At 68.4% G+C, this 17,990-nt stretch carries 17 protein-coding genes; all 17 read left to right on the forward strand.

Going from position 1 to position 17,990, the window contains the following annotated elements:
• Nucleotides 1-201: 201 nt before the first annotated feature.
• The 17 genes from AB0959_RS36165 to atpD all read left to right on the forward strand — a co-directional run bounded on the left by AB0959_RS36165 (nt 202) and on the right by atpD (nt 17,967).
• The gene (locus AB0959_RS36165) at nt 202-1,983 is read left to right on the forward strand and encodes a trypsin-like serine protease (RefSeq protein WP_366831086.1); all 1,782 of its coding nucleotides are present in this window, start codon (nt 202-204) and stop codon (nt 1,981-1,983) included.
• Between the two features lie 210 nt (nt 1,984-2,193).
• Nucleotides 2,194-3,336, forward strand: coding sequence for an LCP family protein (locus AB0959_RS36170; RefSeq protein ID WP_366830988.1), 1,143 nt, complete (start codon nt 2,194-2,196; stop codon nt 3,334-3,336).
• A gap of 305 nt (nt 3,337-3,641) precedes the next feature.
• A complete protein-coding gene (rpmE, locus tag AB0959_RS36175) occupies nt 3,642-3,863 on the forward strand; it encodes a 50S ribosomal protein L31 (RefSeq protein WP_366830989.1) in 222 nt (73 codons plus the stop codon).
• A gap of 167 nt (nt 3,864-4,030) precedes the next feature.
• Nucleotides 4,031-5,104 carry a peptide chain release factor 1 gene (gene prfA, locus AB0959_RS36180; RefSeq protein ID WP_366830990.1) on the forward strand — a complete coding sequence of 358 codons (1,074 nt, stop codon included), beginning with the start codon at nt 4,031-4,033 and terminating at the stop codon, nt 5,102-5,104.
• Between the two features lie 31 nt (nt 5,105-5,135).
• A complete protein-coding gene (gene prmC / locus AB0959_RS36185) occupies nt 5,136-5,981 on the forward strand; it encodes a peptide chain release factor N(5)-glutamine methyltransferase (protein ID WP_366830991.1) in 846 nt (281 codons plus the stop codon).
• A 50-nt stretch (nt 5,982-6,031) separates the two neighbouring features.
• Nucleotides 6,032-6,679 (forward strand): L-threonylcarbamoyladenylate synthase, encoded by a 648-nt coding sequence (locus AB0959_RS36190; RefSeq protein WP_366830992.1) that lies wholly within the window; start codon nt 6,032-6,034, stop codon nt 6,677-6,679.
• A complete protein-coding gene (locus AB0959_RS36195) occupies nt 6,676-7,347 on the forward strand; it encodes a protein-tyrosine-phosphatase (protein ID WP_366830993.1) in 672 nt (223 codons plus the stop codon). Before AB0959_RS36190 ends, AB0959_RS36195 begins: the two co-directional genes overlap by 4 nt.
• A 235-nt stretch (nt 7,348-7,582) precedes the next feature.
• Entirely contained in the window at nt 7,583-8,821 is a 1,239-nt protein-coding gene (glyA, locus tag AB0959_RS36200) for a serine hydroxymethyltransferase (RefSeq protein WP_366830994.1), read from the forward strand.
• Between the two features lie 186 nt (nt 8,822-9,007).
• A complete protein-coding gene (locus tag AB0959_RS36205; RefSeq protein ID WP_366830995.1) occupies nt 9,008-10,378 on the forward strand; it encodes an MraY family glycosyltransferase in 1,371 nt (456 codons plus the stop codon).
• Between the two features lie 300 nt (nt 10,379-10,678).
• Nucleotides 10,679-11,116, forward strand: a complete 438-nt coding sequence (locus AB0959_RS36210; RefSeq protein WP_366830996.1) for a hypothetical protein — start codon at nt 10,679-10,681, stop codon at nt 11,114-11,116.
• A gap of 273 nt (nt 11,117-11,389) precedes the next feature.
• Nucleotides 11,390-12,160 carry a F0F1 ATP synthase subunit A gene (atpB, locus tag AB0959_RS36215; protein ID WP_366831087.1) on the forward strand — a complete coding sequence of 257 codons (771 nt, stop codon included), beginning with the start codon at nt 11,390-11,392 and terminating at the stop codon, nt 12,158-12,160.
• A 72-nt stretch (nt 12,161-12,232) separates the two neighbouring features.
• Nucleotides 12,233-12,469, forward strand: coding sequence for a F0F1 ATP synthase subunit C (locus tag AB0959_RS36220; protein ID WP_351098992.1), 237 nt, complete (start codon nt 12,233-12,235; stop codon nt 12,467-12,469).
• Between the two features lie 42 nt (nt 12,470-12,511).
• Nucleotides 12,512-13,060 (forward strand): F0F1 ATP synthase subunit B, encoded by a 549-nt coding sequence (locus AB0959_RS36225; protein ID WP_366830997.1) that lies wholly within the window; start codon nt 12,512-12,514, stop codon nt 13,058-13,060.
• Nucleotides 13,057-13,872 (forward strand): F0F1 ATP synthase subunit delta, encoded by an 816-nt coding sequence (locus AB0959_RS36230; protein ID WP_366830998.1) that lies wholly within the window; start codon nt 13,057-13,059, stop codon nt 13,870-13,872. The genes AB0959_RS36225 and AB0959_RS36230 overlap by 4 nt, the downstream gene beginning before the upstream one ends.
• 130 nt (nt 13,873-14,002) lie before the next feature.
• Nucleotides 14,003-15,592 (forward strand): F0F1 ATP synthase subunit alpha, encoded by a 1,590-nt coding sequence (gene atpA, locus AB0959_RS36235; protein ID WP_366830999.1) that lies wholly within the window; start codon nt 14,003-14,005, stop codon nt 15,590-15,592.
• 21 nt (nt 15,593-15,613) lie between these two features.
• On the forward strand, nt 15,614-16,531 hold the full coding sequence (locus AB0959_RS36240; protein ID WP_366831000.1) for a F0F1 ATP synthase subunit gamma: 918 nt from the start codon (nt 15,614-15,616) through the stop codon (nt 16,529-16,531).
• A complete protein-coding gene (gene atpD / locus AB0959_RS36245; RefSeq protein ID WP_366831001.1) occupies nt 16,531-17,967 on the forward strand; it encodes a F0F1 ATP synthase subunit beta in 1,437 nt (478 codons plus the stop codon). The genes AB0959_RS36240 and atpD overlap by 1 nt, the downstream gene beginning before the upstream one ends.
• Nucleotides 17,968-17,990 lie beyond the last annotated feature (23 nt).

Genomic DNA, 17,990 nt, shown 5'->3' on the forward strand with positions numbered 1-17,990 from the left:
AGGTGCCCTATTTCTTACAACCCCCCGCGCCCATTAAAACCTCTGGGGGCCGCCCTCTCACGAGGGCGGCCCCCAGTGCTTTTTGGGACAGGTGTACGATCACGGTCTTCATGTTGTGTCGAGGTAAATGTCGCCTGATGTTCGGCGGACCTTCGACATCTCAACTCTTGACGCTCAGGGGGGACTTGAGTGAGTACACGTATGTCCGGCAGTGGTCGTCACAGACGCCGGATACGGATCGGGCTGCCCGTGGGGGCGGCCGCGGTCGCGGCGGCTGTCGCGGGGGCGCTGTTCGTGTCGTCCGCGAACGCGGCCACGCCGCTGCCGACGCCGACCGCCAAGCCGAGCACCAGCGCGCCGTCGCTCGACGAGCTCACCGAGCGCGTCGCGGGGGCGGTCGCCAGTGACGACACCGCCGGAGAGACGGCGAAGAGGAAGTCACTCAGTGCCAGTACGGGCACGTCGAGCGGCTCCGCCTCGTCGATCGACCCGAAGATCATCGGTGGTTCCGAGACCACCATCACCACGGCGCCGTGGATGGCGCAGCTCTGGTACTACGACGACAGCCAGGACCTCGGCTTCTTCTGCGGCGGTGCCGTGATCGCGCCGACGAAGATCCTCACCGCCGCGCACTGCGTCGACGGGTATGACTGGAAGCAGTACGGCGCCGTCATCACCGGTACCTCGCAGCTGCCCGACGACGCGGGCGAGACCAACGGCACCGTCTCCGGCGTCTGGCGCCAGTGGGACCACCCGTCGTACAACGCGGACACGATCGACAACGACATCGCGGTCCTCACGCTGCCCAACCCCATCAAGGCCACGCCCATCAGGATGACGACGTCCGGCGACACGGCGTCGTACGCGGAGGGCACCAGCGCCAAGGTGTACGGATGGGGCCGCACCAGCTCCACCAGCAGCGACATCTCCCAGACGCTGAAGACGGCGACGCTGCCCATCCAGACCGACGCCACCTGCGCGAGCGAATACCCCGACTGGTTCATCAAGGGCCACATGGTGTGCGCGGGCGAGCCCGCCAGCGGCAGCGACGAGGGCACCACCTCCGCCTGCAACGGCGACTCCGGCGGTCCGCTCGTCGTCAACAACCGCATCGTGGGCGTCGTCTCCTGGGGCGTCGAGGACTGCGTGGAGAAGGGCGCCTACAGCGTCTTCAGCAAGGTCAGCACGTACGTCGGCGCGGCCTACCCGCGCGTCGACGACACCGACCTCAGCGGTGACGGCAAGGCCGACCTGTTCCTGCGCAAGGACTCCACCAACGTCGGCTACGAGAAGGACTCCAAGGGCACCTCGTTCGCCACGCGAGAGTCGTGGGGTTCCTGGGCCGGCGTCAACGTCGTCCTGCAGACCGACCTGAACCGGGACGGCTACCAGGACTTCGTGATCCGCCGCAGCTCCGACGGCGACGTCTTCTGGATGCACTACGTGCCCTCGACCCAGAGCTGGGCCAACAAGCAGATCTTCGACAACTGGAAGAGCCGGACCCGGATCGTCGCCCCGGGTGACGTCACCGGAGACGCCCTGCCCGACCTGCTGTCGGTCGACTCCAGCGGCTACCTGTGGATCTACCCGGGCAAGGGCAACGGCTCCTTCTCGTCCCGCGTCAAGGTCGGCTCCGGCTGGAACCAGTACAACTCGGTCCGCGGCCACGGCGACTTCACCGGCGACGGCAAGGCCGACCTGATCGTCCGCAAGAGCAGCACCTCGGACATCTACCTCTACAAGGGCACCGGCAAGGCCGGCACCGGCGCGTTCTCCAGCCGGATCAAGGTCCGCAACTGGACCAGCTACAACGCCTTCGACGCGGTCGGTGACGTGACCGGCGACGGCAAGGCCGACTTCCTGGCCCGTACGAGGGGCGGCACGCTCTATCTGTACAAGGGCACCGGAAAGGCCACCAGCGAGATCTTTGCCACAAGGATCTCGGTAGGCACCGGTTACGACCAGTACGACCTCTTCGGCTGAAACCGCAGGTGAGCCCGCGCTCACCGGAGCGGCCGATCACGCACTGTGCCCATCGCGTCCACGCGATGGGCACAATGCCGTGTGCAACCCTTTTTCCCGATCTGCCGTCTGACCGTACGGAGTGGCCACCGGAGCGCTACTGGCCACGGTCGGCCGGACCTGCGTCTGAACAGCAGGGGGTAACCGACCCGCAAGAGGACAGAGGAGCACATGTCTGCCGAGAGCACGCCGGAACCAGCCACACCAGGGAGCGCCGGCATCACGGGCCCGCGCCACCGCGCCGCCAGGGGCCGCCGCCGCAAGCCCAGGAGCAGGGGCAGCAGGGTGCTCCGGGTCACCTCCTGGGCCGCCGCGGGCATCGTCGTACTCGGCGGCACCGGCTTCGGCTACCTGTACTTCAAGCTCAACGGCAACATCAAGAGCGTCGACATCAACCAGGCCCTCGGCACCGACCGGCCCCAGAACGTCGACAACGGCTCGCAGGACATCCTCGTCCTCGGCTCCGACACCCGCGCCGGCAGCAACAAGAAGCTGGGCGGCGGCGTCGACGACGGCAGCGCCCGCTCCGACACGGCGATGATCGTGCACATATACGAGGGCCACAAGCGGGCCAGCGTGGTCTCCATCCCCCGCGACACCCTCGTCGAGCGCCCCGCGTGCACCGACAGCAAGGGCAGGACGTACCCCGCCGCCCGGAGCGTGATGTTCAACTCCGCGTACTCCACCGGCGGCGCGGCCTGCGCGGTGAAGACCGTCGAGTCGATCACCGGCATCCGCATGGACCACTACCTCGAGGTCGACTTCGCCGGCTTCCAGAAGCTCATCGACGAGCTCGGCGGGGTCGGGATCACCACGACCAAGAACATCGAGGACCCCGACAGCCACCTGAACCTGAAGGCCGGCACGCACACCCTGAACGGCAAGCAGGCCCTCGGCCTCGTGCGCACCCGGCACGGCGTCGGCGACGGCTCCGACCTCGGCCGCATCCAGCTCCAGCAGGCGTTCATCAAGGCCCTGGTCAACCAGGTCAAGGAGCTCGGCATCCTGACCAGCCCGAAGAAGCTGTACGACCTCGCCGACACGGCCACCAAGACGGTGACCACCGACTCCCAGCTCGGCTCCGTCGCGGACCTCGCGTCCTTCGCGAGCGGCCTCAAGGGCATCAGCGCGTCCCACATGACCATGGTCACGATGCCCGTCCAGTACGACCCCGCGGACCCCAACCGCGTCCTGCTGGCCAAGACCAAGGCCGACCTCGTCTGGAAGGCCCTCAAGGCCGACAAGCCGATCCCCAAGTCAGCCACGAAGGGCACGGCCCAGGGCGAGGCGAAGGGCGTGGTGGAGTCGTCCTGAGGGCACGCGCCCCGTAAGGGGCGCGGGGCTGTGTCGATGTGCGGCTCCTCCCCCACTCTCGGCTTCGCTCGAGCGGGGGGACCCCCATCGTGGGCGCGACCAGCCACAACGAACCCGCACCCGCCCATGGCGATCACCCCCCACCCCCTCCCTCGAACCCCTCTCCCACCCCCAGGGAATACTCAACCGCAACCCCCGGTTTGGGAGGATGGCACCAGTCCTGGCAGACTGGACCGTCGGCCCCGGTTCACGTTCCCGCACCCCGCGGCAGCGACCCGGCGCCCTCCCGAAACTAGGAGACCCCCTTGAAGCGCGACATCCACCCCGAGTACGTCGAGACCCAGGTCAGCTGCACCTGCGGCGCGTCGTTCACCACCCGTAGCACGATCACCGGCGGCGCCATCCGTGCCGACGTCTGCTCCGAGTGCCACCCGTTCTACACGGGCAAGCAGAAGATCCTCGACACCGGTGGCCGCGTGGCCCGCTTCGAGGCCCGCTTCGGCAAGGCTGCCGCTGCCAAGAAGTAGCGAGCCTCTAGGGCCTGATCCGTCGGACAGGCCCTGGCGCCGGTCCTTGGTGACCCCCGTCCGGGGGTTCCGGGACCGGCGTTTTGCGGTAACAGCAGCCCACCCATTCGTCGTACGCATGTCCCCGGGCTCATCATTGGGAGTGGGGACAGTTCAGGGAGCCGGAGATGTTCGAGGCGGTCGAGGAACTGGTCGGTGAGCACGCCGACCTGGAGAAAAAGCTCGCCGATCCGTCGGTCCACGCGGACCAGGCCAACGCACGCAGGCTGAACAAGCGTTACGCCGAGCTGAGCCCGATCGTCGCCACGTACCGCTTCTGGAAGGCGAACGGCGAGGACATCGAGACCGCGCGTGAACTCGCCGCCGACGACCCGGACTTCGCCGCCGAGGTCAAGGAGCTGGAGAAGCTGCGCGAGGAGTTGACGGAGAAGCTGCGCTTCCTGCTCATCCCGCGCGACCCCAGCGACGACAAGGACGTGATCCTCGAGATCAAGGCGGGCGCGGGCGGCGACGAGTCGGCCCTGTTCGCCGGTGACCTGCTGCGCATGTACCTGCGGTACGCCGAGCGCGTCGGCTGGAAGACCGAGATCATCGACGCCACCGAGTCCGAACTCGGCGGCTACAAGGACGTCCAGGTCGCCGTGAAGACCAAGGGCGGCCAGAGCCCCGAGCCCGGGCAGGGCGTGTGGGCGCGGCTGAAGTACGAGGGCGGCGTGCACCGTGTGCAGCGGGTGCCCGCGACCGAGTCCCAGGGCCGTATCCACACCTCCGCGGCCGGTGTGCTGGTCACGCCCGAGGCCGAGGAGATCGACGTCGAGATCAACCCGAACGACCTTCGGATCGACGTCTACCGGTCCTCAGGGCCCGGCGGGCAGTCCGTCAACACGACCGACTCCGCGGTGCGCATCACGCACCTTCCCACCGGAGTCGTCGCCTCCTGCCAGAACGAGAAGAGCCAGCTGCAGAACAAGGAGCAGGCGATGCGTATCCTGCGCTCCAGGCTGCTCGCGGCGGCGCAGGAGGAGGCGGAGAGGGAGGCAGCCGACGCCCGCCGCAGCCAGGTCCGCACCGTCGACCGCTCCGAGAAGATCCGCACGTACAACTTCCCGGAGAACCGCCTCTCGGACCACCGTGTCGGCTTCAAGGCGTACAACCTGGACCAGGTGCTGGACGGCGAGCTCGACGCGGTGATCCAGGCGTGCGTGGACGCGGACTCCGCCGCGAAGCTGGCAGCCGCGTAAGGCACGTACGAGTACCAGACGGAGGACTTGCGTGAACCTGCTGCTCGCAGAGGTGGCCCAGGCCACCCAGCGGCTGGCCGACGCCGGCGTGCCCTCGCCGCGCAACGACGCGGAGGAGCTCGCCTCGTTCGTGCACGGCGTGAAGCGGGGCGAGTTGCACTCCGTGAAGGACTCGGACTTCGACGCCCGCTACTGGGAGGTCATCGCGCGCCGTGAGCAGCGCGAGCCGCTCCAGCACATCACCGGGCGGGCCTTCTTCCGGTACCTGGAACTCCAGGTCGGGCCAGGGGTGTTCGTGCCGCGCCCAGAGACCGAGTCCGTGGTCGGCTGGGCGATAGACGCCGTACGGGCCATGGACGTCGTCGAGCCGTGCATCGTCGATCTGTGCACCGGCTCCGGCGCCATCGCGCTCGCGCTCGCCCAGGAGGTGCCGCGGTCCCGGGTGCACGCCGTGGAGCTGTCCGAGGACGCCCTCGTGTGGACCCGGAAGAACATGGACGGCTCCAGGGTCGACCTGCGTCAGGGGAACGCCCTGGAGGCCTTCCCCGACCTCGACGGCCAGGTCGACCTGGTCGTCTCCAACCCTCCGTACATCCCGCTGACGGAATGGGAGTACGTCGCTCCCGAGGCGCGGGACTACGATCCGCAGCTCGCTCTCTTCTCGGGCGAGGACGGCCTGGACCTGATCCGGGGCATCGAGCGCACCGCACACCGGCTCCTGCGTCCCGGCGGTGTCGTCGTGATCGAGCACGCGGACACGCAGGGCGGCCAGGTGCCGTGGATCTTCGCCGAGGAGCGGGGCTGGGCCGACGCGGCCGATCACCCCGACCTCAACAACCGGCCGCGCTTCGCGACCGCCCGCAAGGCGCTGCCGTGAGCACGCCACAGACTTCCACCCAGCAGTATGTGTACGAGGAGGCCCGCTAGATGGCACGGCGATACGACACCAACGACGCGACCGACCGCGCGACGGGTCTGCGTGAGGCCGGGTCCGCGGTTCGCCGCGGCGAGCTGGTGGTCCTCCCGACCGACACCGTGTACGGCGTGGGCGCCGACGCGTTCTCCTCCGAGGCCGTGGCCGATCTGCTGGAGGCCAAGGGTCGCGGCCGCAACATGCCCACGCCCGTCCTCATCGGCTCCCCGAACACGCTGCACGGCCTCGTCACGGACTTCTCCGAGATGGCCTGGGAGCTCGTCGACGCCTTCTGGCCCGGCGCGCTCACGCTCGTCACCAAGCACCAGCCGTCGCTCCAGTGGGACCTCGGGGACACCCGTGGCACGGTCGCCGTGCGCATGCCACTGCACCCGGTCGCGATCGAGCTGCTGACCGAGGTCGGCCCCATGGCGGTGTCCTCGGCGAACCTGACCGGGCATCCGGCGCCGGAGGACTGTGACGCCGCCCAGGAGATGCTCGGCGACTCCATCTCCGTCTACCTCGACGGCGGCCCGACCCCGGGCAACGTGCCCTCCTCGATCGTCGACGTCACGGGCAAGGTGCCGGTGCTGCTGCGCGCGGGTGCCCTGTCGGCCGACGAGCTGCGCAAGGTGGTACCCGACCTCGAGGTGGCGAATTGACGTCCCCTGACGCGGGGCGTGGCATAGGGAACGGGGAAGAGACGAGGACCTTCACAGGGCTTCCGCGTGACACCTTCCGCATCCTCCACGTCAGCACCGGCAACGTGTGCCGCTCGCCGATCACCGAGCGGCTGACCCGCCATGCCGTGGCGGACCGGCTCGGCGACCCGCTGTGGGGCGGCCTCGTCGTCGAGAGCGCCGGTACCTGGGGTCACGAGGGTGCGCCCATGGAGACCAACGCCGAGGCGGTCCTCGCGGACTTCGGCGCGGACGCCTCCGGCTTCCTCGGCCGGGAGCTGCTGGACGAGCACGTCATCATGGCCGACCTGGTCCTGACCGCGACCCGGGACCACCGCGCCCAGGTCATCTCCATGGGCCACTCGGCGGGCCTGCGCACCTTCACCCTGAAGGAGTTCACCCGCCTCGTCCGAGCGATCGACCCCGCCACCCTGCCTCCGCTGGAGGAGGGCCTGGTCGCGCGTGCGCGGGCGCTGGTGCGTGCTGCGGCGGCTCTACGCGGGTGGCTTCTGGCTCCGACGGCGGAGGCGGACGAGGTGTACGACCCGTACGGGGCGCCGCTGCCGTTCTTCCGTTCGGTGGGGGACGAGATACACCAGGCACTGGACCCGGTGGTGACGGCGCTGACCGGGGTGCCGGCGCGGGCCTGAGGGCGGTGCGCCGACGGACGGAGTCCGGCGCAGCGGCTCGAAGCCTGGGAGGCCCGCCAGGGCCGAGCAGTGCGAGAGGCGCGTCGAGGAGAGGTCGGCGCTGACGGGGGTGCCCGCGCGGGCCTGAGGGCTTGTGGCGCGCCAGGGCGCGGCCCGGTTGGACGCGACGCCGGGCACCTCGTGGGGCGCGGTCCTACATTGGTCCTAGCGAACCCACCGACACCCGGAGCCCACCATGTCGGTCACACCCACGCTCGAAGCGGACCTCCTGCGCCGGCAGGACCCGGAACTCGCCGAGATCCTGACCGGTGAGCTGGCCCGGCAGTCGACGACGCTGCAGCTCATCGCCGCCGAGAACTTCACCTCGCCGGCCGTGCTCGCGGCACTCGGGTCGCCGCTCGCCAACAAGTACGCGGAGGGGTATCCGGGGGCGCGACACCACGGCGGGTGCGAGATCGTCGACGTGGCCGAGCGGATCGCCGTCGAGCGGGCGATGTCGCTGTTCGGCGCAGAGCACGCCAATGTGCAGTCGCACTCGGGCTCCTCGGCCGTCCTCGCCGCGTACGCGGCGCTGCTGCGGCCAGGGGACACCGTGCTCGCCATGGGCCTGCCCTTCGGAGGGCATCTGACGCACGGCTCGCCCGCCAACTTCTCCGGGCGCTGGTTCGACTTCGTCGGGTACGGCGTCGAGGCCGAGTCGGGGCTCGTCGACCACGAGCAGGTGCGCACCCTGGCCCTTACCCACCGCCCCAAGGCCGTCGTGTGCGGGTCCATCTCCTATCCGCGCCACATCGACTACGCCTTCTTCCGCGAGATCGCCGACGAGGTCGGGGCCTATCTGATCGCCGACGCCGCCCACCCCATGGGGCTCGTCGCCGGGGGCGCGGCGCCCTCCCCGGTGCCGTACGCCGACGTCGTCTGCGCCACCACGCACAAGGTGCTGCGCGGCCCGCGCGGCGGCATGATCCTGTGTGGGAGCGAGCTCGCGGAGCGCGTCGACCGGGCGGTCTTCCCGTTCACGCAGGGCGGCGCCCAGATGCACACCATCGCCGCCAAGGCCGTCGCGTTCGGCGAGGCGGCAACACCGGCTTTCGCGGCGTACGCCCATCAGGTGGTCGCCAACGCCAGGGTGCTCGCCCACGTGCTGGCCGGCGAGGGGCTCGTCGTCACCACCGGCGGTACCGACACCCACATGGTGGTCGCCGATCCCGCGCCGCTCGGCCTCGACGGACACACCGCGCGCGGGCGGCTGGCCGCGGCCGGTATGGTCCTCGACACCTGCGCCCTGCCGCACGGCGACGCCCGCGGGCTGCGGCTCGGCACGGCGGCACTGACCACACAGGGCATGGGCGAGGCGGAGATGGCCCGGATCGCCGTCCTGTTCGCGGAGGTGCTGCGCGAGGACGTCGACGGCAGGCGGGCGCGTGAAGAAGTACGGGAGCTGACCGGGAGATTTCCGCCCTACCCGCGGTGACGGAATGCCGGAAGCGGAACGGTATGCCCCGGAAGATCCCCGCCGTATACCGGCCGAGGTGGGGTAGGCGCATCACCGTACACAGCCACACGTGCAACCATCGTCGCTACCCGGAAGTCCCCAACCATATGCGCTCATCGCTAGGGTGTGGGGCTGAGATGGCCAGCGAGACCTGTGGGGAAGCCTGTGCGTGAATACCTGCTGACACTCTGCATCACGGCCGCGGTGACGTACCTGCTGACAGGGCCGGTACGGAAGTTCGCGATCGTGGCGGGTGCCATGCCGGAGATCCGTGCGCGCGACGTCCACCGTGAACCCACGCCCCGCCTCGGCGGCATCGCCATGTTCTTCGGGCTGTGCGCGGGCCTGCTGGTCGCCGACCACCTGACCAACCTCAGCGAGGTCTTCGCCAACTCGAACGAACCGCGCGCCCTGCTCTCCGGCGCCGCGCTGATCTGGCTCATCGGTGTCCTGGACGACAAGTTCGAGATCGACGCGCTGATCAAGCTGGGCGGTCAGATGATCGCCGCGGGCGTCATGGTCATGCAGGGTCTGACGATCCTGTGGCTGCCCATCCCCGGCGTCGGCAACGTGGCGCTGACCCAGTGGCAGGGCACCCTGCTCACCGTGGCCCTCGTCGTCATCACCATCAACGCGGTCAACTTCGTGGACGGCCTCGACGGTCTCGCCTCGGGCATGGTGTGCATCGCGGCGTGCGCGTTCTTCATGTACGCGTACCGCATCTGGTACAGCTACGGCATCGAGGCCGCCGCCCCCGCCACCCTCTTCGCGGCCATCCTCATGGGCATGTGCCTGGGCTTCCTGCCGCACAACATGCACCCGGCGCGGATCTTCATGGGTGACTCCGGCTCGATGCTCATCGGGCTCGTCCTGGCCGCGGGCGCCATCTCCGTCACCGGCCAGATCGACCCGGACGCCATGAACCTGTTCTCGGGTTCCGAGCGCAACACGGTCCACCAGACCGTTCCCGTCTACATCCCGCTGCTGCTGCCGCTGACGATCATCGCGATCCCCGCCGCCGACCTGGTGCTGGCGATCGTGCGCCGCACCTGGCGCGGCCAGTCCCCGTTCGCCGCCGACCGCGGCCACCTGCACCACCGCCTGCTGGAGATCGGCCACTCGCACAGCCGGGCCGTGCTGATCATGTACTTCTGGTCCGCGCTGATCGCCTTCGGCGCGCTGGCGTACTCGGTGAACTCGGCCTCGATGTGGATCGTCCTCGGCGTCGTCGCGCTCAGCTTCGTCGGTCTTGTGCTGCTCCTGCTGCCCCGCTTCACGCCGCGCGCCCCGCGCTGGGCCGAGGCCTTCGTGCCCCCGCGGTACCGCCGCCGGCGCGCTCACGAGGCCGTCGCGGTCGCCCCGGCCGCGTCGAGCGCCGCGTACGGGACGACGGACACGGACGTGGACTCCGACGTGGAGGAGCCCGCCGGCTCTCGCACCCCGGTGGCCGCGGGAGCCTCACGCGTCAACGGCGCTACCGCGCTCGGCGCCCGTTCGCGTCTCCTGGACGGGCGCAAGGCTGAAACCTCGCGCTGACCCGAAGGTAAGAATCTGACTAACTCTTGACTCGCTGTTCAAGACGCAAACCAGGCTTATACCAGACAAAAGGGTGCGGTTTTTGCGCAGAAGTGCAGGTTCACCCTCATGTGTGACAGCTGGCACACCAACCAGGTAAAGACCTCATCAAATAGTTTGTGATACGGTTCACGAGAACCCGGGATAGAGCCGAAGGGCCGCAATGCGACGGTCCGACGGCGGGGAATTCTCCCTCTCGCCCCGGGACTACGCTCGTCCATGACGACACCCTGCCCCCGTTTACTGAGCGGAGTTGCCGCCATGCCGTCCAATGACGCCCGGAATCTTCTGCAGACCGCTGTACCCACAGCGGCTGCCGGTGTGCTCGCGGTCGCTGTCAGTGGCGCGGTGGCCGGAGGCAAGGGCGCGATCGGCGCGGCCGTCGGCGCCCTGCTCGCCATCCTGTTCATGGGGATCGGCCTGTACGTGCTCCAGTGGACGGCAAAAACGCTCCCGCAGCTCTTCCAGGCGATGGGCCTGATGCTCTACGTCGCCCAGCTCCTGCTGCTCCTGATCTTCGTGGCCCTCTTCAAGGACACCTCCCTCTTCAACCCCAAGGCGTTCGCGGTCTCGCTCGTCGTCGCGACCGTCGTGTGGATGGCCGCCCAGGCCCGTGCGCACATGAAGGCCAAGATCTTCTACGTGGATCCGGCCTCGGAGAAGAGCGAGAAGCCCGAGAAGACGGGGTCCTCGTCGTGAGGGGTAGGGGCGGAATAAAGGGATGCGAGATCTCCTGCTATCGTCCGGTGCCAACTGCGGCATCGCGGGCGCGGGCATCTGAGCTGACGCCTGCTCAATCGCGAGGCTTGATGCCCCCCAGCCGCCCCCACATCCGAAACACCAGTCCGGTGCCGACCCGCGGCTGCGCGCCGCGCCGAGACAACGAGGTTGCCGTACCCATGCGTCATGCCGAAGGAGCCCGCGGTGAGTGCTGACCAGACCCAGCTCGCCTTCGAGTGGAACTGTCGGATCATGTCCGACAACGGCTGTGGCTTCCCGGCGCCGGGCCTGCACTCGTTCCTCTTCAAGCCGATGGCCACGATCGGCGGGTTCGAGTTCAACAAGGTGATGCTGCTCGCGATCATCACCACCCTCCTGGTCGTCACCTTCTTCACCCTCGCCTTCGGCAAGGCGAAGGTGGTGCCGGGCAAGCTGCAGATGGTCGGCGAGGCCGGCTACGACTTCGTACGCCGCGGCATCGTCTACGAGACCCTCGGCAAGAAGGAGGGCGAGAAGTACGTCCCCCTGATGGTCTCGCTGTTCTTCTTCATCTGGATCATGAACATCTGGTCCGTGATCCCGCTGGCCCAGTTCCCGGTGTCGTCGGTCATCGCCTTCCCCGCGGTCCTGGCCGTCATCGTCTACATCACCTGGGTCTCGCTGACCTTCAAGCGGCACGGTTTCGTCGGCTTCTTCAAGAACGTCACCGGCTACGACAAGGAACTCGGCGGGGTCCTCCCGCTGGTCATGGTCATCGAGTTCTTCTCGAACCTGCTGGTCCGGCCCTTCACCCACGCCGTGCGACTCTTCGCCAACATGTTCGCCGGTCACCTGATGCTGGTGATGTTCACCGTCGCGTCCTGGTACCTGCTGAACAGCTGGATGATCCCGGCCGCCGGTGTCTCCTTCGTGATGACCATCGTCATGATCGGCTTCGAGCTTTTCGTGCAGGCTGTCCAGGCGTACGTCTTCGTGCTCCTCTCCTGCACGTACATCCAGGGTGCTCTCGCCGAGCACCACTGAGCCCCGCCCCACCCACCCCTGATCGTCCGGTGGCCAACTCCCACCGGTCCGTAAAGAGAAGGAAGAATCAGCATGGCTGCCACTGAGACCCTCGCCGCCGTCTCCGGTTCGCTCGGCTCCATCGGCTACGGCCTCTCGGCTATCGGCCCCGGCGTCGGCGTCGGCATCATCTTCGGTAACGGCACCCAGGCCCTGGCCCGTCAGCCCGAGGCCGCTGGTCTGATCCGTGCCAACCAGATCCTCGGCTTCGCGTTCTGTGAGGCGCTCGCCCTCATCGGCATCGTTATGCCGTTCGTGTTCGGTCAGTAAGACACCCCTTACCCCGACACGTATTCGACGAAAGGCACTGATGTGATCGCCAACCTGGTACAGCTGGCGGCCGAGGAGGAGCAGAACCCGCTCCTGCCTCCGGGCCCCGAGCTGCTCGTCGGCACCATCGCCTTCGCCATCGTGTTCTTCTTCTTCTGGAAGAAGCTGCTCCCGAACATCAACAAGGTTCTGGACGAGCGCCGCGCGGCGATCGAAGGCGGTATCGAAGAGGCCGACGCCATGAAGGTCGAGGCCCAGAGCGTGCTCGAGCAGTACAAGGCTCAGCTCGCCGAGGCCCGGCACGAGGCCGCGCGTCTGCGCCAGGAGGCGCAGGAGCAGGGTGCCACGCTCATCGCCGAGATGCGGGCGGAGGGTCAGCGGCAGCGTGAGGAGATCATCGCCGCGGGCCACTCCCAGATCGAGGCCGACCGCAAGGCCGCCGCGTCCTCGCTGCGTCAGGACGTCGGCAAGCTCGCCACCGACCTGGCCGGCAAGCTCGTCGGCGAGTCCCTCGAGGACCACGCCCGGCAGAGCCGCGTGATCGACCGCTTCCTCGACGAGCTCGAGGAGAAGGCCGAGGCCGCGCGATGAACGGAGCGAGCCGCGAGGCCCTGGCAGCCGCACGTGAGCGTCTCGACGCGCTGACGGACTCCACGTCCGTGGACGCGGCGCAGCTCGCCGGCGAGCTGGCCGCCGTCACCGCGCTGCTCGACCGCGAGGTCAGCTTGCGTCGGGTCCTCACCGACCCGGCGCAGGCCGCTGACGCCAAGGCCGAACTGGCCGGACGCATCTTCGGAGGTCAGGTCGGCGGCACCACCGCCGACCTGGTGGCCGGCATGGTGCGCTCCCGCTGGTCGCAGTCGCGCGACCTGGTGGACGCGCTGGAGGGGCTGGCCGACACGGCCGACCTCACCGCGGCCCAGAAGGCGGGCGCGCTCGACGACGTCGAGGACGAGCTGTTCCGGTTCGGCCGGATCGTCTCCTCGAACACCGAGCTGCGGTCCGCCCTGACCGACCGTGCCGCGAGCGTCCCGGCCAAGAGCGAGCTGCTGAGCAGCCTGCTCGGCGGCCGCGCCAACGTGGCGACCGAGCGTCTGGTGACGCGCCTTGTGACCGCGCCGCGTGGACGTAGCCTGGAGGCGGGACTCGAGTCCCTGTCCGAGCTCGCCGCCGAGCGTCGGGACCGGCTGGTGGCCACCGTCACCTCGGCGGTTCCGTTGAGCGACCGGCAGAAGCAGCGCCTGGGCGCCGCCCTCGCGAAGCTCTACGGCCGTCGGATGCACCTCAACATCGACGTCGACCCCGAGGTCGTCGGCGGGATCCGGGTGCAGGTCGGCGACGAGGTCATCAACGGCTCGATCGCGGACCGACTCGAGGACGCCGGCCGCCGCATGGCGAGCTAGCGGCACCGCGGCAACTGAACACGCAAGTCGTCCTTACGGCCCTGGTTGGGCCGTGCAGAAGAATCCTGGGGGTCGCCCCCAGACCCCCAAAGTGAAACTTCGGGCCCAACAAGGAGAGCAGGGAACCCAGATGGCGGAGCTCACGATCCGGCCGGAGGAGATCCGGGACGCGCTGGAGAACTTCGTCCAGTCGTACAAGCCGGACGCGGCCTCGCGCGAGGAGGTCGGTACGGTCACCCTTGCCGGCGACGGCATCGCGAAGGTCGAGGGCCTTCCCTCGGCCATGGCCAACGAACTGCTGAAGTTCGAGGACGGCACCCTCGGCCTCGCGCTGAACCTGGAAGAGCGCGAGATCGGCGCCATCGTCCTCGGTGAGTTCAGCGGCATCGAGGAGGGTCAGCCGGTCACCCGTACCGGCGAGGTCCTGTCCGTGCCCGTCGGTGACGGCTACCTCGGCCGTGTCGTCGACCCGCTCGGCCAGGCCATCGACGGCCTCGGCGAGATCGAGACCACCGGCCGCCGCGCCCTGGAGCTGCAGGCCCCCACGGTCATGCAGCGCAAGTCGGTGCACGAGCCGATGGAGACCGGCTACAAGGCCGTCGACGCGATGACCCCGATCGGCCGTGGCCAGCGTCAGCTGATCATCGGCGACCGCCAGACCGGCAAGACCGCCCTGGCCGTCGACACGATCATCAACCAGCGCGACAACTGGCGCTCCGGTGACGTGAACAAGCAGGTCCGCTGCGTCTACGTCGCCATCGGCCAGAAGGGCTCGACCATCGCCTCCGTGCGTGGTGCCCTCGAAGAGGCCGGCGCGCTGGAGTACACGACCATCGTCGCCGCCCCGGCGTCCGACCCGGCCGGCTTCAAGTACCTGGCGCCGTACACCGGTTCGGCCATCGGCCAGCAGTGGATGTACGAGGGCAAGCACGTCCTCATCATCTTCGACGACCTCTCGAAGCAGGCCGACGCCTACCGCGCCGTGTCCCTGCTGCTGCGCCGCCCGCCGGGCCGCGAGGCCTACCCGGGTGACGTCTTCTACCTGCACTCCCGGCTGCTGGAGCGCTGCGCGAAGCTCTCCGACGACATGGGCAAGGGCTCGATGACGGGTCTGCCGATCGTCGAGACCAAGGCCAACGACGTCTCGGCGTTCATCCCGACCAACGTCATCTCCATCACCGACGGCCAGTGCTTCCTGGAGTCGGACCTGTTCAACGCCGGTCAGCGTCCCGCGCTGAACGTCGGTATCTCCGTCTCCCGAGTCGGTGGTTCCGCCCAGCACAAGGCGATGAAGCAGGTCTCCGGGCGTCTGCGCGTGGACCTCGCCCAGTTCCGTGAGCTGGAGGCGTTCGCCGCCTTCGGTTCCGACCTGGACGCCGCGTCGAAGTCGCAGCTGGAGCGCGGTCAGCGCATGGTCGAGCTGCTGAAGCAGAACCAGTACGAGCCGATGGCCACCGAGGACCAGGTCGTCTCCGTGTGGGCCGGCACCACCGGCAAGATGGACGAGGTGCCGGTCGCCGACATCCGCCGCTTCGAGAAGGAGCTCCTCGAGTTCCTGCACCGCAAGGAGCAGGGCCTCATGACCTCCATCAAGGAGGGCGGCAAGATGTCGGACGACACCCTCACCGCTGTCGCCGACGCCATCGTCGAGTTCAAGAAGCAGTTCGAGACCTCGGACGGCAAGCTTCTCGGCGAGGACGCCCCGGCCTCCGCCAAGTGACGTAAGGAAGGGACCTGACTCATGGGAGCCCAGCTCCGGGTCTACAAGCGTCGCATCCGATCCGTCACCGCGACCAAGAAGATCACCAAGGCGATGGAGATGATCGCCGCCTCGCGCGTCGTCAAGGCGCAGCGCAAGGTGGCGGCCTCCACGCCGTACGCGCAGGAACTGACCCGCGCGGTCACGGCGGTCGGCACCGGTTCGAACACCAAGCACCCGCTGACCACCCAGGCCGAGACGGTCACCCGGTCCGCGGTGCTGCTCCTGACGAGCGACCGCGGTCTCGCCGGCGCGTTCAACTCCAATGCCATCAAGGCGGCGGAGCAGCTGACGGCGCGCCTGGAGGCCGAGGGCAAGCAGGTCGACGTGTACATCGTCGGCCGGCGCGGTGTGGCCCACTACAACTTCCGTGAGCGCAAGATCGCGGAACAGTGGATCGGCTTCACCGACGAGCCCAGCTACGCGGACGCCAAGAAGGTCGCGGCGCCCCTGATCGAGGCCATCGAGCAGGAGACGGCGGACGGCGGCGTGGACGAACTCCACATCGTCTACACCGAGTTCGTCTCGATGATGACGCAGAACGCGGTCGATGCCCGACTGCTTCCGCTCAGCCTCGAAGAGGTCGCCGAGGAGTCGCCCACCAAGGGCGAGATCCTGCCGCTGTACGACTTCGAGCCGTCGGCGGAGGACGTCCTCGACGCCCTGCTGCCGCGCTACGTCGAGAGCCGCATCTACAACGCACTGCTCCAGTCGGCCGCTTCCAAGCACGCCGCCACCCGCCGTGCGATGAAGTCGGCCACTGACAACGCGGGCGAGCTGATCAACACGCTCTCCCGTCTTGCCAACGCGGCCCGCCAGGCCGAAATCACCCAGGAAATCAGCGAGATCGTCGGAGGCTCCGCAGCCCTGGCCGACGCGACCGCGGGGAGTGACCGCTAATGACCACCACTGTTGAGACGGCCACGGCTACGGGCCGCGTCGCCCGGGTCATCGGCCCGGTCGTCGACGTGGAGTTCCCCGTCGACGCGATGCCCGACATCTACAACGCCCTCCACGTCGAGGTGAACGACCCGGCGCAGGACGGTGCCAAGAAGACGCTGACCCTGGAGGTCGCCCAGCACCTGGGTGACGGCCTGGTCCGCACGATCTCCATGCAGCCCACCGACGGTCTGGTCCGCCAGGCCACGGTCGTGAACACCGGCAACTCCATCTCCGTGCCGGTCGGCGACTTCACCAAGGGCAAGGTGTTCAACACCCTCGGTGAGGTGCTCAACGTCGACGAGACGTACGACGGCGAGCGCTGGCCGATCCACCGCAAGGCCCCGAACTTCGACGAGCTCGAGTCGAAGACCGAGATGTTCGAGACCGGCGTCAAGGTCATCGACCTGCTGACCCCGTACGTCAAGGGCGGCAAGATCGGTCTGTTCGGCGGCGCCGGCGTCGGCAAGACGGTGCTCATCCAGGAGATGATCTACCGCGTCGCCAACAACCACGACGGTGTGTCGGTGTTCGCCGGTGTCGGTGAGCGCACCCGTGAGGGCAACGACCTCATCGACGAGATGAGCGAGTCCGGCGTCATCGACAAGACCGCGCTGGTCTTCGGTCAGATGGACGAGCCCCCGGGCACCCGTCTGCGCGTGGCGCTCGCCGGTCTGACCATGGCGGAGTACTTCCGCGATGTGCAGAAGCAGGACGTGCTGTTCTTCATCGACAACATCTTCCGCTTCACGCAGGCCGGTTCCGAGGTGTCGACCCTGCTCGGCCGTATGCCCTCCGCGGTGGGCTACCAGCCGAACCTGGCCGACGAGATGGGTCTCCTCCAGGAGCGCATCACCTCGACCCGTGGTCACTCGATCACCTCGATGCAGGCGATCTACGTCCCCGCGGACGACCTGACCGACCCGGCCCCGGCCACCACCTTCGCCCACCTCGACGCGACGACGGTTCTCTCCCGTCCGATCTCCGAGAAGGGCATCTACCCGGCCGTGGACCCGCTGGACTCGACGTCCCGCATCCTCGACCCGCGGTACATCGCGGCGGACCACTACAACGCCGCGATGCGCGTGAAGAACATCCTGCAGAAGTACAAGGACCTGCAGGACATCATCGCGATCCTCGGTATCGACGAGCTCGGCGAGGAAGACAAGCTCGTCGTCCACCGTGCCCGTCGCGTGGAGCGCTTCCTGTCCCAGAACACCCACGTCGCCAAGCAGTTCACCGGCGTCGACGGGTCGGACGTGCCGCTGGAGGAGTCGATCGCCGCGTTCAACGCGATCATCGACGGTGAGTACGACCACTTCCCGGAGCAGGCGTTCTTCATGTGCGGTGGTATCGAGGACCTGAAGAAGAACGCGAAGGAGCTGGGCGTCTCCTGACCCCGAGCTCGACTGTGTGAGAG

It is taken from the genome of Streptomyces sp. NPDC046862 (assembly GCF_040704615.1).
Taxonomy (GTDB): Bacteria; Actinomycetota; Actinomycetes; order Streptomycetales; family Streptomycetaceae; genus Streptomyces.